Here is a 15,928-nt window from a genome sequence, read left to right on the forward strand (position 1 = left end):
TCATCTTCTAGGATTTTTTTCAAGCATTTTCTGGATTTTCCTTCAATTTCCTTTCAGATAACTTGCTGAAAATCTTCTGTCCTAGATAACAAAACACAGGATATAGTTTCTTTAAAAACGATTTATAGGATAATCATTGCTATTTTATAAAGTAAACACTACATATTGTGTTTTGTGAGCTTGAGTAGAAAAATTAACCACTATATTTAGTTCAAATCATTGACAAAATTTTATTTTCTGATATACTAAGATAGTATTAAATTTTGAAGAGGAGTTACACAATGGTAACCGTTTATTCTAAAAACAATTGTGTCCAATGTAAAATGACCAAGCGTTTCTTGGACAGTAATAACGTTGAATATAAAGAAATCAATCTTGATGAGCAGCCTGAGTACATCGATCAAGTTAAAGAGCTCGGTTTTAGCGCAGCTCCTGTTATCCAAACACCAACTGAAGTCTTTTCAGGTTTCCAACCAGGAAAACTGAAACAATTAGCATAATCTTAGTACATCATCCAGAAGAAACTGCTTCTAGGGCTAACTTAGAAGCCTATCTTTTGTAATTAGATAAGGGAAATTTTATGGGATTAAAACATCTTGAGGACGTGACTTACTTCCGTCTCAATAACGAAATCAACCGTCCTGTTAATGGACAAATCATGCTTCATAAAGATAAGGAAGCCTTGGATGCCTTCTTTAAAGAAAATGTCATTCCAAACACTATGGTTTTTGATTCAATTAAAGATAAAATCAACTACCTCATTGAACATAACTACATCGAAACAGCCTTTATCAAGAAATACCGTACAGAGTTCTTGGAAGAATTGGCTCAATTTATCAAAGACCAAAACTTCCAATTCAAGTCATTCATGGCAGCTTATAAATTTTACAATCAATATGCCTTAAAGACTAATGACGGTGAATATTATCTTGAAAGTATGGAAGACCGTGTCTTCTTTAACGCCCTTTATTTCGCTGATGGGAATGAAGCTGTTGCAATCGATATTGCCAATGAAATCATCCACCAACGCTACCAACCTGCTACTCCTTCTTTCCTCAATGCTGGACGTGCTCGTCGTGGGGAGTTGGTATCTTGTTTCCTAATCCAAGTGACGGATGATATGAACTCTATCGGACGTTCTATCAACTCAGCTCTTCAACTTTCACGTATTGGTGGTGGTGTGGGAATTACCCTCAGCAACCTTCGTGAAGCTGGTGCACCTATCAAAGGCTACGAAGGAGCAGCTTCTGGCGTCGTACCAGTCATGAAACTCTTCGAAGACAGCTTCTCTTACTCTAACCAATTGGGTCAACGTCAAGGTGCCGGTGTTGTTTACCTCAATGTCTTTCACCCAGATATCATCGCCTTCCTTTCAACTAAGAAAGAAAATGCCGATGAAAAAGTTCGTGTCAAAACCCTTTCACTTGGTGTTGTAGTACCTGATAAATTCTACGAATTGGCTCGTAAAAATGAAGAAATGTACCTCTTCAGTCCTTACTCTGTAGAAAAAGAATACGGTGTGCCATTCAACTACATCGACATTACTGAAAAATACGATGAATTAGTCGCAAATCCAAATATTCGCAAGACAAAAATCAAGGCGCGTGATTTGGAAACTGAAATCTCTAAATTACAGCAAGAGTCTGGCTACCCTTATGTAGTCAATATTGATACGGCTAACCGTGCAAATCCTGTTGATGGAAAGATTATCATGAGTAACTTGTGTTCTGAGATTCTTCAAGTCCAAGAACCAAGCTTGATCAACGATGCTCAAGAATTCCTGCAAATGGGAACGGACGTTTCATGTAACCTTGGTTCAACCAACGTGGTTAACATGATGACTTCACCTGATTTTGGTCGTTCTATCCGTGCTATGGTTCGTGCCCTTACTTTCGTTACAGATAGTTCACATATCGTAGCTGTACCAACGATTGACCATGGAAATAGCCAAGCCCACACCTTTGGTCTCGGTGCCATGGGACTGCACAGCTACCTTGCCCAACAACTGATTGAATATGGATCGTCTGAGTCTGTTGAATTTACAAGCATCTACTTTATGCTTATGAACTACTGGACTTTGGTTGAGTCAAACAATATCGCGCGTGAACGTGGTATCACCTTCCACAACTTTGAAAAATCAAACTATGCTAAGGGAAGCTACTTTGACAAGTATGTAACTGGCGAATTTGTTCCAAAATCAGACCGTGTTAAAGAACTTTTCAAAGATGTCTTTATCCCAAGTGCTGCTGACTGGGCTGAACTTCGCGACAAGGTTCAAGCAGATGGTCTTTACCACCAAAACCGCCTTGCTGTAGCGCCAAATGGTTCTATCAGCTATATCAACGACGTTTCTGCTTCTATCCACCCGATTACGCAACGTATCGAAGAACGCCAAGAGAAGAAAATCGGTAAAATCTACTATCCAGCTGCTGGATTGTCAACAGAAACCATTCCTTACTACACTTCTGCTTACGACATGGATATGCGTAAAGTGATTGATGTCTACGCTGCTGCGACAGAGCACGTGGATCAAGGACTTTCACTCACCCTCTTCATGCGTAGTGACATTCCAAAAGGTCTTTACGAATGGAAGAAGGAAAATAAACAAACGACACGTGACTTGTCTATCCTTCGTAACTATGCCTTTAACAAGGGTATCAAGTCTATCTACTACGTCCGTACCTTTACAGATGATGGTGGAGAAGTCGGTGCTAACCAGTGTGAAAGCTGTGTGATTTAGTTTCTAGCATAGAAACACTATTTTTCCCCTAAGCAGCACTGATAAAATCAAATCTACTATGTCATAACATAATTTATGTAACATTTTAAAAGTCGGGCTTCCGACTTTTTGTGCGATACTCCTATAGAATTATGGTAAAATAGAAATAATTGTGAGTTCGCAATACTAAACACAGAAAGAGATTTTAAATGGAAACTTACTACAAAGCCATTAACTGGAATGCCATCGAAGATGTCATCGATAAATCAACTTGGGAAAAACTGACGGAGCAATTCTGGCTCGATACACGTATTCCCTTGTCAAATGACTTGGATGACTGGAGAAAGCTATCTAACAAAGAGAAAGACTTGGTCGGAAAAGTCTTTGGTGGTTTAACCCTTCTGGACACCATGCAATCTGAAACTGGGGTTGAAGCCCTTCGCGCAGACATCCGTACACCACATGAGGAAGCTGTTTTCAATAACATCCAATTTATGGAATCTGTCCACGCTAAATCTTATTCATCAATCTTTTCTACCTTAAATACAAAGGCTGAGATTGAAGAAATTTTCGAATGGACCAATACCAATCCTTACCTACAAAAGAAGGCTGAGATTGTCAACGAAATCTACCTCAACGGTAGCCCACTTGAAAAGAAAGTTGCCAGTGTCTTCCTCGAAACCTTCCTCTTCTATTCAGGTTTCTTCACTCCCCTCTACTATCTTGGTAACAACAAACTTGCCAACGTTGCAGAAATTATTAAATTGATTATTCGTGATGAGTCTGTTCACGGAACTTACATTGGTTACAAATTCCAACTTGGTTTCAATGAATTACCTGAAGAAGAGCAAGAAAAACTCAAAGAATGGATGTACGACTTGCTCTACACTCTTTATGAAAATGAAGAAGGCTATACAGAGAGTCTTTATGACGGTGTTGGTTGGACGGAAGAAGTCAAAACCTTCCTTCGCTACAATGCTAACAAGGCTCTCATGAACCTGGGACAAGATCCACTCTTCCCAGATTCAGCTGACGATGTCAACCCAATCGTTATGAACGGTATTTCAACAGGAACTTCCAACCACGACTTCTTCTCTCAAGTCGGAAATGGTTACCTTCTTGGTGAAGTTGAAGCCATGCAAGACGATGACTACAATTACGGTTTGGACTAATACTCTTCGAAAATCTCTTCAAACCACGTCAGCTTCGCCTTGCCGTAGATATGCTCACTGACNNGTGTTTTGAGCAACCTACGGCTAGCTTCCTAGTTTGTTCTTTGATTTTCATTGAGTATAATTCTCCACCACTCTTAATCATCAAAAAGTAAACTAGAAACAACAAAATAATAACTTAATAAAAATGTCGAAAGTTTTGAAAATAAACCTCGATATTTTTGTTTTATTTTGTTGTTTTTGTATTTGAATGATGAGCTAGTTTATGGTAAGATAGTAGTAGGAAACGAGGTGATAATATGCTCAAACAAGAAAAATTAGCCAAAATTTTAGAGACAGTAAATAGTAAAGGAACCATAACGGTTAAACAGATTATGGACGAAATAGCCGTTTCAGATATGACTGCAAGGCGCTATTTACAGGAATTAGCTGATAAAGATTTGCTGATTCGTGTGCATGGTGGAGCTGAAAAACTTCGAACCAACTCCCTTTTGACTAATGAGCGATCAAATATTGAAAAACAAGCCCTCCAAACGGCAGAAAAACAAGAAATAGCCCGTTTTGCAGGCAATCTAGTAGAAGAAAGAGAAACTATTTTTATTGGACCAGGAACAACATTAGAATTTTTTGCGCGCGAATTGCCTATTGACAATATCCGCGTCGTGACCAACAGTCTACCTGTTTTTCTGATTTTAAGCGAACGAAAATTAACAGATTTGATTTTGATAGGTGGAAATTATCGCGATATTACAGGTGCTTTTGTTGGCACATTGACCCTACAAAATCTCTCTAATCTCCAATTTTCTAAAGCTTTCGTTAGCTGTAATGGTATTCAAAACGGAGCTCTAGCTACTTTTAGCGAGGAAGAGGGAGAGGCTCAACGCATCGCTTTAAATAATTCTAATAAAAAATATTTACTCGCAGATCATAGTAAGTTCAATAAGTTTGATTTTTATACTTTTTATAATGTATCAAATCTTGATACTATTGTTTCAGATTCTAAACTAAGTGATTCAATCCTTTTTGAGCTATCTAAACTTACTAAAGTCATCAAGCCTTAATCAACTGAAAGATTCTGGGTAAGAACTCAATTTCAGAAGAAAATGAAGTAAATCTTCCTACAAAAACGCATAGTATCAAGTTTTTTCAACACCTGATATTATGCGTTTTTCTGTATCAAAGACTTTTTGCCCAATTATTTTATCTGCCATCTCAAAGCTATGCATTGAGAAACCTGCGACTTGCTTTCTAGTTTAAAGTTGCTCTTTGATTTTTATTGAGTATAAGCAACGTGATTAGATAAGAGTTTTGCAGCGTACTAAATACGAGATTTAACTTTTTTGGAAATTGGTTACGATTGTTGAAACGGCATAAAATCTGAATCAAAGGAGATATTATCCCGTTCTTCAGGACTGATAAAATTTAAAAAGATATTTTTAAATTCTTCCAGCTCATAGTCTGAATGGCAAATCCATTCTTTACCGGTCGAGACATACCATTTTCCAAGACTTTTTAATTCTTCATTCGTCAAACACGGTATTTGAGAGCATTTTTCGAAATTGATAATATAAACTTTTTCATAAATAGATTGGATAAAATTTTTGAACATCTTTTTACCTCACTATAATTCTATATCTAATGACTCATTCTACTAGTCTATAATCTGACTTTCTGCTACTTTCTTGTACCAGTGAGCTGATTTCTTAGGATAACGTTCTTGAGTTTCAAAGTCTACATAGAAGAGACCGTAACGTTTCTCATAACCGTTTGACCATGAGAAGACGTCCATCAATGACCAAATGAAGTAACCTTTTACATTAGCACCATCTGCAATCGCATCAGACAAAACCTCCAAGTGTTGTTTCACATAATCAATACGTCCATCATCGTAAACAGTGTTATCAACGAACTCATCTTTATAGCCGAGACCATTTTCAGTGATGTAAATCTTCTTGTAGTTGGGATAATCTTTCTTCACGCGCATGATTTGGTCATACAAACCTTGAGGGTAGATAATCCAATCCCAGTCCGTACGTGGTACATAATCCGGAGCTACACGACGCCCAACACCTTTGATTTGGTATTTAGAGCTTCCTTTCTCACCCTTACCATTATGGATGATTTCAGTTTCGCCATCAAAGGCTTCCATCCAGTCACTCATATAGTAGTTGATTCCTAGGAAATCATTCAAGTCTTTTGCGGCTTCTAATACTTCGAAATCTTCTTCACGAAGATCTAAGCTACCACCATTGGCAGCCAAGATAGCCTCTACCCCTGCCAGAGTCTTTTCAGAGTAGTGACCCAGATAAGTTGCATCCAAGATAAATTTGTTATGGATAATGTCCTCCAACTCTGCCGCAATAACATCTGCAGGATTTTCAGGATCTAGAGGATATTTAGTAGGCAGGGCGTGAACAACACCAATTTCCCCTTTATAGCCTTTCTCTTTGTACAATTTTACCGCGCATGCATGAGACACCATCATATTGTGGTGTGATTGAAAGACTTTGGCAAGGTCGTACTGGATACCTGGAGGGAATTTCCCAACCAAATATTGACCATCACCGATTGGTCCAATTTCATTAAAGGTTGTCCAATAGTTTACTTCTGGAAATTCTTCAAAACAGAAGGCAGCGTAGTCTACAAAATGTTCGATATTTTCACGGTTTAAGAAGTCTCCATTTGAGTGGAGAGCTTCTGGCGTGTCAAAGTGATGAAGAGTTACAAAGGGCTCAACATGACGTTTGTGACACTCTGCAAATAAATTATGATAAAACTCAACACCTTTAGCATTTACTTGACCATAACCAGTCGGGAAAATACGTGACCAGGCAATAGAAATTCGAATGCCATTGACACCATACTCTTCTGCTAGCTTGAGGTCAACTGGGTATCGATTGTAAAAATCACTAGCTGGTTCGGCAGTGTACCAATAGTTATCTTCAAGATATTTATCCCACGCAACTGGTCCTTTTCCATCAGTATGTGTAGCCCCTTCTGCTTGATAGGCAGCTGTTGCGCCACCAAAAATAAAGTCTTTTGGTAATGTTTTTGTCATTTTTTTCACCTATTTCTTGATTTAAATAAAGTAAAAGTGAGAGGAGAGGAGTCAGTGAGCCATGCTTCTCCATCTCACTTCTTGTACCAAGTCACCAAATTGTGACATGAGGAGGTAAAAACGATGTCTTTTTACCGAGGAATTAACAAGGCGATTAGGAAATTCGCCATAGCGATTTCCGTAACGATAGGAGACTGTTTTATAATCCCTAGCCTTAATCGAATTGTGACATGAGGAGGTAAAAACGATGTCTTTTTACCGACGAATTAACAAGGTGATTAGGAAATTCGCCATAGCGATTTCCGTAACGATAGGAGACTTTTCAGAGTCCCTATCGTTAATCGAATTGCGCTTGTACGAATGCAAGAGCACCTTTTCCATCACGGGTTAATTTGATGTATTGAGCGCCTTCTGTCTTGGCAAGTTTAATACCGAGCTTATCTGTTTCTTCTTTCATGTCTTCAAAGTTTGAAGCAACTTGAGGGGCAAGGATAACTAGATCAAACTCTGGCAACATTTCACGGTGAGCACCATAGCCACCTGCTGCTGCTTTCACAGGAACATTATATTCTGCAGCTGCCTTGTTCAAAGCATTTGCAAGGAGACCACTTGTACCTCCACCTGCACAGAGAACGAGGACATTTGTTTCTTCAGTGATGGTATTTTGTGCTGCATCGACACCCGCTTTTTCAAGAATAGCATCCGCTTTTGCAGTGTTAAAGTTTGCAGCAACTTTTTCTTTCAATTCATCATTAGACTTACCTGAACGTTCTTCTTCTAGAGTTTGTTCATCATATACTTTAAGGAATGGGTAGTAAATGACTACGTCAACCACAATTAGAAGGGCGGCAAGAATGAATGATAGCACTTGGAAGTTAGTTCCAAGAACTAGACCTAGTGGAGCTGGGGTTGTCCATGGTAGATTAGCAGTAAATGAATTCATTCCAAGAGTTTCAATAAAGAATTTGAAAATCCATACGTTTGCGATTGGAGCAAAGATAAATGGAATGAAGAAGATTGGATTTAATACAAGTGGTGCACCAAACAAGATTGGTTCATTTACACCAAAGAAAGTTGGAACAACAGACGCACGTCCGATTGCACGGTTACGTTTTGATTTTGTTAACCACATGAACATGAATGGAACAACCAGTGTCGCACCTGTACCACCCATGGTAACGATAAACATTTGTGTACCAGAAGTAAGAATCTTGTCAGCGTGCATACCTTGTTGGAGAAGGTTCAAGTTGACTTCAGCATTTGCATAGGTAATTGCTGCGATAGCAGGTTCAACGATAGATGGACCATGAATACCCACAAACCAGAAGAAGGCAAAGGCACCAAAGATAATGGTAATACCAAGGTATCCGTCTGCTGCTGAGAAGAGTGGTGCAAAGAATTTACCGATTGATTCTGCCACACTAGAACCAACAAAATGACGAGCTAGTAAATCAAGAGCATAAAGTGAAACAACTGAGAGAGTGAATGGAATCACATCTTTAAAGACTTGTGAGATATTTGGTGGAACTTCGTCAGGCATACGAATAGTGACGTTGTTCTTAACACAAACCTTATAGATGGCTACAGTAACGAAGGCAGCAAGGAAGGCTGAAAGCAAACCTTTTGTTCCAAGGAAATCTGTTGCAAAACCACCTGCAATTGGGTCAGCTGCCAACATCAACAAACCAACAATCGCTGCTAACAGCGTTGACATATAGTTGATTTGATTGGTTTTCTCCATGCTACGGTTTACTGAGTCGGTCAATGACTTAGCTGTTGTACCAGCTACCAAGAGAGCCAGAATACCCATAGAATAGCTATAAGGTTTCATCAGAAAGGCTACAACTTCATCAGACCATTTAAAGCCCCATGAGTTTGGTACAAAGGCAATCAAGATAAAGATACTTGAGAAGAGAATAACAGGCATACCTGCAATGAAACCATCACGAATAGCACGAAGATAGATATTACGAGATAGTTTCTCAAAGAAAGGCTTTCCTTTCTCGATAAATGCAATTAGTTTGTTCATTATTTAACTCCTCTCTTATAGAGTTCGATCAAATGGTGCATCAAATCCTTTAACAAGATAGTTGTCATCAAGTGGTCTTGGCCATGCATCATGGTCACACTATACGCTAAGTCCTCACCAGAAGCTTCCTTAGTCAATAGACTTGTTTGCGCGTGGTGAGCCTCTGCAATACAGCTACCAGCTTCCTCTACTAGGTTATCGGCTTTTGCAAAATCACCAGCTTCAGCAGCCTTCAAGGCTTCCAATAGTTTTGAACGAGCATCGCCAGCATAGGCTACGATTTCAAAACCTAACAATGTTACTTCTTCCCTATTCATGATAGAATTCTCCTTATATAATATAGTGTTAAATAATTTTTATGACAATAAACGTTGGATATGTAGAACTAGATAAACTCGTTCACTTTTATACAAATCAAGACCCGTATGTTGCGTAATCACATCATAGATCTTGGAACCAATCTCGAAGGCTTTTGGATAGGATTGTTTAATATGATCTTCCATATCCAGAAGTGATTGGTTATCATCTCTAGATCTATCTAAATAATCCAAGAAATAATTCAAATGTATCATAAAACGATCATAGAAATGGTTATTCTCTTTGGTTCGTTGAATTGCATAGTCCTTCAAAACTTCTTCAACATTCCTGAGAATTTCTTTCCTCTTATCAATCGACTCCACAAGTTCCACTTCATTTTCACCTTCGGCATTGATGAAATGATAAGCAATCCGAATAATTTCGTCTTCAGGAAAATGATCTGCTAGCTTCTGGCAGTAAATTTCAAAAGCTTCATTTGCGATTTGAAAAGCGACAGGATACTTAGTGGAAATATCTGGCAGATTACTATCCTTGTACCTTCCTTGTGCTAGAGCTTGGTAAGAACAGTAAATATGGTCTGTCAAGGTTACGTAGAGATATTCTTGAATCGGATAGTGATATTTCTTTGAAAGCTTATCAATGATTTCATAAGTCACTGTGATAAAATCAAGCGGAACATCTTTGAGGAGAGCCATAAAGTTTTCTCTGGACTCTTCCGTCTTCATCCGAAAGATTTTCTCAACCTGATTTTCAGCAATCAAATCCCCCTTCTTCTTTCCAAATGCAATCCCCTTACCAATCACAATCACTTCTTCTCCTTTATCATTTCTGACAAGCGAGACATTGTGATTCATTGGATTTAGAATTCGATACATGTCAACCTCCTTTTATATCTTAAAGGTATATGAGTACAAAAAATGACCACAAATGAACTAGAAAATCAGCCGATTTCTAATTCACCTGTGATCATGCCTAATCTTACTTAGTAACACTCACCTTGTATTAACTTGTGATTTAAGTATAGCACAAGTAAGCTATTTTGTAAACCTTTACATACAACTTTTTTAAACTTAACTATGTTCTAAAATTCATCAAACAGAGGCTCTGTTTTTATTTATTTTTGTAAATCAAAACAAAAACAGGAAGACAGAAAAATAAAAAAGTAGCTACATTTTTAAAATTCATTAAATCTAATAAACAAAGAACACAAGAAACTATAAAACAAAATACGGTTATTTTTTTAAACGAACTATTCATAAAGAAATAACCTTTAAGGTAAATCTATGGTGTAAACAAGGTTTACAAATGGCACCTCTACTGTAGCTACAGCAACTGTCCAATAATTTTCTACAGCAGTTTTTACAGCCCAGCCAATCGCACCACTTATTACAGCAACAAATCCAGCCGTAACAGGATTAACCGCAAATTGTTTTAAATGCCATCCAGCATATCCAGTAGCGAAAGCTCCAGCAGCCCAGCCACCCATCCCCCTCACTTGAGGACCAAGATTGAAACGAAAACCTACAGGACCTCTTTCGTAAACGTTAGGCAACTCTTTTACAGCTTCATACATCAAACTTGCTTCTTGTACAGAAATACCAATATTTTTTGCTAGCTCTTCAGGAGTACCTTTTAAATTTATATTTCCAAATTTATCTACATAAAAATAATCTTCCAAAATTTGACCAGCATTTACAATATCTTCTGAAACCGAAACATTATAAAATTTATTCCCATCAACATTCAAAACAATATCATTTGTTTTATCTACTCTAGTTAGGGCACTATCTGCAAATACAGAATGACTAACCATAGGTAAGGCTGATGAGAATATTGAAACAATACCTAGTCCTACAACTAACGCTTTAAAACTCTTTTTAGTAGCCATTTATCTTCTCCTTTTATAAAACAACGAATTGAAATGTGCGTCTAAATATAGTTTATTCTGGCAATATTGTTTCCGTATTATTCCTTCCTAGCTCGTAAAATAAACTATACCTTATTTTTATTATACTTCATCTAGTTACTTTCTAATTCATATTAACTTGTGATTTAAGTGTAGCACAAGTAAGTTAATTTGTAAACCTTTACATACAACTTTTTTTAAAATTTTTTTAGATTCATGTTCCTAACCTAGGAGGACTTGCTTACACGCGTTCTTTCCATGAAGTTGCTGTTGTTTGAAGAACTTTGTTGAGTTCGTCAATGTTTTCAAAACCAGTTGTGCGAAGCCATTCACGAGCTGCTGCTTCACCATCTTTGATGTATGCTTCAACTGATCCAGCCCATGTAGCACGGCCACAAAGAACACCATTGAAGTTTGCACCTGATTCATGGGCAAATACAAGAGTATCTTGGAAGAGTTTAGCTGATACACCAGCACTCAAGTAGATGTATGGCAAGTTCGTTGCTTCATCTTGAGCTTTGAAGAAGGCTGCTGCTTCTTCACGTGTATAAACCGCTTCACCTTCAGCGAAGCCTTCAACATATTTAATGTTAACAGGAACTTCTACTTTCAAGACATCAATGTTAAAGCGTGGGTCTGAGAAGACTTTCATAGCACCGATAACTTTGTGTGGTTTTACTTTCGCGTATTCTACAGAACCTGCATCAGCAATTTTTTCATCGTAAGCAAGGATTTCAAGGAAGAATGGGATATCTTCAGCCACACATTCAGAACCGATGCGTTCGATATAAGCTTGTTTTTCTTGGTTGAGTTCGTCTGAGCTATCTACATCATAGTAAAGCAAGAATTTAACTGCATCTGCACCTTCTTCTTTAATACGTTTTGCAGACCAAACATCCAAGCAGTCTGGCAAACGTTTTGTACTTGTTGTGTCATAACCTGTTTTTTCATAAGCAAGGAGAAGACCAGCTTTTTCATCAAGAGCTTTAGTTGCTGGAAGTCCATACTCAGGGTCAAGAAGCATAGATGAAGCATATTTAGTCAATTCATCTGCTACCAAGACTTTAAGTTCTTCCATTTGGGCCACAGTTGGTTCTTCTGTTTGGTGTTGAGCCATGAGGCGTTTCAAAGCACCACGTTGGTCAAATGCAAGAGCTGAGATGATACCATTTTCATCAGAAAGTTTTTCTAAGCGTGCACGTTTTTGTTCTGTTAAAGCCATTTTATACCTCTTTTACTATTAATTGATCATATAGAGCTTGATAGTTGGCCATGTTGACATGACCAGTCATTTTTTCTTGAGCATTGAGCATACCAAGGACATTTGCCTTGATGAGTAATTCTGCATCCGATTCTTTGTGAAGAAGTCCTGAAGAAATTCCTGCCACAGTAGAGTCTCCAGATCCAACAGGATTTACCACCTGAATTCTAGGAATATCTACCTTGTAGAAAGTGTCACCATGTTTGGCAAAAGTACCGTTGGCACCAAGTGAAACGATAATCCATTCAATCCCTGCAAACAAAGGTTCTTGAAGTACTTCTTTTAATTCATCCAAATCCTCAGAAACTTCTCTTCCAAGAAGCTGAGACAATTCTTCATTATTTGGTTTGATGACTGTTGGTTTATGGGGTGATTCAAGAACAGCCTGAAGAGCCGCACCAGAGCAGTCCAAAACAACAGGCTTGCCAGCTTGATTAGCAAGTTCTACCAAGTTCGCATAGTAATCAACTGGAAGGCCAGCTGGCAGACTACCTGAGATAGCTACTACTTCAACTGACTCTAAGAGATTTTTGAAATGATCCAAAAAGCCTTTTTCTTCCTGTTCCAATACTTCAGGTCCTTTTTCAAGAACTTCTGTTTGGTTGTCTCCGTGAAGAATAGCGATACAGTTACGAGTTTCTCCTTGAATTGAGAAGAAATCTTTCTTTACTTGATCATCGATATGTTCAACCAAAAACTCACCAAGTTTGCCACCCACTAAACCAGTAGCAAGAACAGAATCCCCAAATTCTGAAAGTACTCGGGTAACATTGAGTCCCTTACCACCAGCCGTTTTGGTTACATCCACCACACGATTGACAGTATCAATCTTCAACTCATCCAAGGGATAGGAAATATCAATGGATGGGTTCATTGTGACTGTTAAAATCATAGGTCACCTCTTAGTCGTGGTATTCTCCGCGATCCCATTTTTCAAGGAATTCAGTGAAGAAGTTTGCGTCTGTTTGTCGATTATTGTGACTTTCAAGGTGTTCAATTTTCGCAATTAATTTTTTGTTTTCTTCAGATGGTTTGTATTCAGCATGGATGAAGGCCTCGATGATATCACACATGAGCAATTCACCAGTAATCTTACCACCAAAACCGATAACATTAGCGTTCAATTGTTCTTTAGCATAAAGGGCTGTTGTCATATCACGAACCAAGGCAGAACGAACACCTGGAACTTTATTTACAGCGTTGTTGATACCAACACCAGTACCACAGATACATACTCCAAGATCAGCTTGACCGCTAGTTACAGCTTCCCCTACTTTTTTACCAAAGATTGGGTAGTGAGTACGTGTATGGTCATAGGTACCAAAGTCAATGACTTCATATCCTTTTGATTTCAAAAATTCTGAAACCGCCATTTTTTCATCTGTTACGATGTGGTCACATCCAATTGCAATTCTCATTAGTTATTCCCTCCGATTAATTATATAAATCTAATATCATTTATCCCTACTCAAGAAAAATCAAGATTAGCTTAGGAAGCGAGCTGCAAGCATAACTGAGGTTAGCTAAAGTGAGCTGACAACAGATTATCTTGATTTTTGAAGAGTATTAGCACATTTTATTCAACATGTCGACCCGGATTTGATGACGTCCACCATCGTATTGACCGTTAACAAATCCTTTAGCGATATTTTTAGCCAATTCATCACCAACAAGTTGTGCTCCCATAGTGATTATACGTGAGTTGTTGTGGCCACGAGTCATATAAGCTGAACGTTCGTCAGATACTTCTGCAGCAACCATTCCTTTGATCTTAGTTGCGACCATAAATGGACCAGCTCCATAAGCATCAATCACGATACCAAGGTTTTGTTCTTCTTTGTTTACTTCTGCAGCAACAGCAAGAGTCACATCAACAAAGTCTTGACCTTCAGCTGTAACATCCACAAGGTGGAAGTTTTCTTTTTCTAAGAAGTCTTTCACAACTTCTTTCAATCTCAAACCTGCAGCATCTGCACCGATAACAATAGACATATTGTATACTCCTTTTTATTTTTTCTATGCTGGATTCCAGCAGTGTATTGGCTGTCTTTAAGAAACAGTCAATTAGTCCTCACAAACATAATATACTACTATTGTTTGAAAAAGTCAATAGTTTGTGTTTGTTTTTGTTGTTTATTTTTTTGATTTTTTATAAAACTTCTATCTCAAACCCTAATTCTTCAACCTGATTGGCTTCTAAGAGACGAACATTCTTCTTATCTTCTAAATGTCTTCTAAATGATTTTCTGCTGAATTTTAAGCAGACTATCATTTCTCTTTTTAGAATCAAAAGGACGAGATTGTGGAAGCTCTGTGGGACTAATAGGTTGTGGCATTCAAATATCCTCCAATCGTTTTACTTTACGAATAGTATACAGGAGGTCTTCCATGAATGATAGATACCTTGTTATGACGCGCTTACTTATGACGCTCTTACCATCCATCAACAGAGAGAAGGACGACAAAAAAGAAAGGACAAAATTTGTCCTTTCTGAATCTTAGCTAACTTCCCTCTACTATAGTTGGCAAAGAGGCTTCTTCACTATCTGCTATAGGGTGAGTATATCCAGCTAATGTGTAGGTTACCCTAGTTCTTTTTAATTGATAAAGATTTTTGCATGTGAAGGCTATTGAGAATCAAATAGAATCATCTACTTAAGCTTCTTCATCATCTTTTTTCTTTTTAGAAAAGAGTAAACCGACTGCTCCAAAGATTGATAGAAGTCCTAGAGCAGCTGTAGTGCTATCTGATCGACTACCAGTATTAGGTAATGCTGCTGCCTTAGCCTTGTCTTTAGCCACTGGATTAACTGCTGCTACTGCGGCAATTCCGTCTGCTTGCGCTTTGTCCACGCCTGCTTGGTCGCTTGCTGCGTCAATGGCTTGGATAGCTTTGTCCGCTGCCGCTTTAGCTTGTTCCTTAGCCGCTGCTTTTTCTGCATCTGAAAGGTTAGCGTTCGCATCAATCTCGGCTTCTTTTTCCTTAAGCTTAGCTGCTACTGCTTCCTTAGCTTTGTCTTTAGCCACTGGGTTAACTGCTGCTACTGCGGCAATTCCGTCTGCTTGCGCTTTGTCCACGCCTGCTTGGTCGCTTGCTGCGTCAATGGCTTGGATAGCTTTGTCCGCTGCCGCTTTAGCTTGTTCCTTAGCCGCTGCTTTTTCTGCATCTGAAAGGTTAGCGTTCGCATCAATCTCGGCTTCTTTTTCCTTAAGCTTAGCTGCTACTGCTTCCTTAGCTTTGTCTTTAGCCACTGGGTTAACTGCTGCTATTGCGGCAATTCCGTCTGCTTGCGCTTTGTCCACGCCTGCTTGGTCGCTTGCTGCGTCAATAGCTTGGGTAGCTTGGTTCGCTGCTTGCTTAGCTCGACCTTTAGCTGCATCCTTTTCTTCTTTTGTTGCATTTGGAGTGTTGTCAATTGCTGCTAATTTATCTGCTAATTTTTTCGCTAAGTCTGCTTTAGCAGC

At 38.5% G+C, this 15,928-nt stretch carries 15 protein-coding genes and 1 pseudogene; 4 read left to right on the forward strand and 12 right to left on the reverse strand.

Annotated elements, in window-relative coordinates; translation table 11 throughout:
• Nucleotides 1-281 precede the first annotated feature (281 nt).
• The 4 genes from nrdH to HT678_RS02955 all read left to right on the forward strand — a co-directional run bounded on the left by nrdH (nucleotide 282) and on the right by HT678_RS02955 (nucleotide 4,952).
• Nucleotides 282-500, forward strand: a complete 219-nt coding sequence (nrdH, locus tag HT678_RS02940; RefSeq protein WP_000259243.1) for a glutaredoxin-like protein NrdH — start codon at nucleotides 282-284, stop codon at nucleotides 498-500.
• Nucleotides 501-580: 80 nt separating this feature from the next.
• Complete coding sequence (nrdE, locus tag HT678_RS02945; RefSeq protein WP_172924575.1) at nucleotides 581-2,740, forward strand: class 1b ribonucleoside-diphosphate reductase subunit alpha; 2,160 nt, start codon at nucleotides 581-583, stop codon at nucleotides 2,738-2,740.
• A gap of 188 nt (nucleotides 2,741-2,928) precedes the next feature.
• On the forward strand, nucleotides 2,929-3,891 hold the full coding sequence (gene nrdF / locus HT678_RS02950) for a class 1b ribonucleoside-diphosphate reductase subunit beta (RefSeq protein ID WP_100104525.1): 963 nt from the start codon (nucleotides 2,929-2,931) through the stop codon (nucleotides 3,889-3,891).
• A 299-nt stretch (nucleotides 3,892-4,190) separates the two neighbouring features.
• Nucleotides 4,191-4,952 (forward strand): DeoR/GlpR family DNA-binding transcription regulator, encoded by a 762-nt coding sequence (locus tag HT678_RS02955; protein ID WP_172924576.1) that lies wholly within the window; start codon nucleotides 4,191-4,193, stop codon nucleotides 4,950-4,952.
• 290 nt (nucleotides 4,953-5,242) lie between these two features.
• On the opposite strand, the gene HT678_RS02960 is transcribed toward HT678_RS02955, so the two are convergent.
• From HT678_RS02960 to HT678_RS03010, 12 genes and pseudogenes are all read right to left on the reverse strand, one after another.
• The gene (locus HT678_RS02960) at nucleotides 5,243-5,500 is read right to left on the reverse strand and encodes a DUF3884 family protein (protein ID WP_138704057.1); all 258 of its coding nucleotides are present in this window, start codon (nucleotides 5,498-5,500) and stop codon (nucleotides 5,243-5,245) included.
• A 42-nt stretch (nucleotides 5,501-5,542) separates the two neighbouring features.
• A complete protein-coding gene (lacG, locus tag HT678_RS02965) occupies nucleotides 5,543-6,949 on the reverse strand; it encodes a 6-phospho-beta-galactosidase (RefSeq protein ID WP_172924577.1) in 1,407 nt (468 codons plus the stop codon).
• Between the two features lie 337 nt (nucleotides 6,950-7,286).
• Complete coding sequence (locus tag HT678_RS02970) at nucleotides 7,287-8,978, reverse strand: lactose-specific PTS transporter subunit EIIC (RefSeq protein ID WP_172924578.1); 1,692 nt, start codon at nucleotides 8,976-8,978, stop codon at nucleotides 7,287-7,289.
• A complete protein-coding gene (locus HT678_RS02975; RefSeq protein WP_050223387.1) occupies nucleotides 8,978-9,295 on the reverse strand; it encodes a PTS lactose/cellobiose transporter subunit IIA in 318 nt (105 codons plus the stop codon). Before HT678_RS02975 ends, HT678_RS02970 begins: the two co-directional genes overlap by 1 nt.
• A 39-nt stretch (nucleotides 9,296-9,334) precedes the next feature.
• Nucleotides 9,335-10,171, reverse strand: a complete 837-nt coding sequence (locus HT678_RS02980; protein WP_172924579.1) for a transcription antiterminator — start codon at nucleotides 10,169-10,171, stop codon at nucleotides 9,335-9,337.
• A 395-nt stretch (nucleotides 10,172-10,566) separates the two neighbouring features.
• Nucleotides 10,567-11,184 (reverse strand): hypothetical protein, encoded by a 618-nt coding sequence (locus HT678_RS02985; RefSeq protein ID WP_000201673.1) that lies wholly within the window; start codon nucleotides 11,182-11,184, stop codon nucleotides 10,567-10,569.
• Between the two features lie 259 nt (nucleotides 11,185-11,443).
• A complete protein-coding gene (lacD, locus tag HT678_RS02990; protein WP_001219111.1) occupies nucleotides 11,444-12,424 on the reverse strand; it encodes a tagatose-bisphosphate aldolase in 981 nt (326 codons plus the stop codon).
• Nucleotide 12,425: 1 nt separating this feature from the next.
• Entirely contained in the window at nucleotides 12,426-13,355 is a 930-nt protein-coding gene (locus HT678_RS02995) for a tagatose-6-phosphate kinase (RefSeq protein ID WP_172921773.1), read from the reverse strand.
• A gap of 10 nt (nucleotides 13,356-13,365) precedes the next feature.
• Nucleotides 13,366-13,881, reverse strand: a complete 516-nt coding sequence (gene lacB / locus HT678_RS03000; protein ID WP_001216912.1) for a galactose-6-phosphate isomerase subunit LacB — start codon at nucleotides 13,879-13,881, stop codon at nucleotides 13,366-13,368.
• 148 nt (nucleotides 13,882-14,029) lie between these two features.
• Nucleotides 14,030-14,455 carry a galactose-6-phosphate isomerase subunit LacA gene (gene lacA / locus HT678_RS03005; RefSeq protein ID WP_172924580.1) on the reverse strand — a complete coding sequence of 142 codons (426 nt, stop codon included), beginning with the start codon at nucleotides 14,453-14,455 and terminating at the stop codon, nucleotides 14,030-14,032.
• Between the two features lie 157 nt (nucleotides 14,456-14,612).
• Nucleotides 14,613-14,693: pseudogene (locus HT678_RS11440) on the reverse strand (aldose epimerase); the annotation flags it as partial.
• Nucleotides 14,694-15,118: 425 nt separating this feature from the next.
• Nucleotides 15,119-15,928: DUF1542 domain-containing protein (locus HT678_RS03010; RefSeq protein ID WP_172924581.1), on the reverse strand; the 810-nt coding region annotated here is incomplete at its 5' end.

The sequence above is a fragment of the Streptococcus sp. 3167 genome, from assembly GCF_013277175.1.
In the GTDB taxonomy this organism is placed as follows: Bacteria; Bacillota; Bacilli; order Lactobacillales; family Streptococcaceae; genus Streptococcus; species Streptococcus pseudopneumoniae.

What these genes read in the sequence shown, in the direction of transcription:
- lacA (WP_172924580.1), bottom strand. Translation starts at nt 14,455, where the DNA reads ATGTCTATTGTTATCGGTGCAGATGCTGCAGGTTTGAGATTGAAAGAA.
- HT678_RS02995 (WP_172921773.1), bottom strand. Translation starts at nt 13,355, where the DNA reads ATGATTTTAACAGTCACAATGAACCCATCCATTGATATTTCCTATCCC.
- HT678_RS02970 (WP_172924578.1), bottom strand. Translation starts at nt 8,978, where the DNA reads ATGAACAAACTAATTGCATTTATCGAGAAAGGAAAGCCTTTCTTTGAG.
- nrdE (WP_172924575.1), top strand. Translation starts at nt 581, where the DNA reads ATGGGATTAAAACATCTTGAGGACGTGACTTACTTCCGTCTCAATAAC.
- HT678_RS02975 (WP_050223387.1), bottom strand. Translation starts at nt 9,295, where the DNA reads ATGAATAGGGAAGAAGTAACATTGTTAGGTTTTGAAATCGTAGCCTAT.
- HT678_RS02960 (WP_138704057.1), bottom strand. Translation starts at nt 5,500, where the DNA reads ATGTTCAAAAATTTTATCCAATCTATTTATGAAAAAGTTTATATTATC.
- HT678_RS02985 (WP_000201673.1), bottom strand. Translation starts at nt 11,184, where the DNA reads ATGGCTACTAAAAAGAGTTTTAAAGCGTTAGTTGTAGGACTAGGTATT.
- lacB (WP_001216912.1), bottom strand. Translation starts at nt 13,881, where the DNA reads ATGAGAATTGCAATTGGATGTGACCACATCGTAACAGATGAAAAAATG.
- lacD (WP_001219111.1), bottom strand. Translation starts at nt 12,424, where the DNA reads ATGGCTTTAACAGAACAAAAACGTGCACGCTTAGAAAAACTTTCTGAT.
- lacG (WP_172924577.1), bottom strand. Translation starts at nt 6,949, where the DNA reads ATGACAAAAACATTACCAAAAGACTTTATTTTTGGTGGCGCAACAGCT.
- nrdF (WP_100104525.1), top strand. Translation starts at nt 2,929, where the DNA reads ATGGAAACTTACTACAAAGCCATTAACTGGAATGCCATCGAAGATGTC.
- HT678_RS02955 (WP_172924576.1), top strand. Translation starts at nt 4,191, where the DNA reads ATGCTCAAACAAGAAAAATTAGCCAAAATTTTAGAGACAGTAAATAGT.
- HT678_RS02980 (WP_172924579.1), bottom strand. Translation starts at nt 10,171, where the DNA reads ATGTATCGAATTCTAAATCCAATGAATCACAATGTCTCGCTTGTCAGA.
- nrdH (WP_000259243.1), top strand. Translation starts at nt 282, where the DNA reads ATGGTAACCGTTTATTCTAAAAACAATTGTGTCCAATGTAAAATGACC.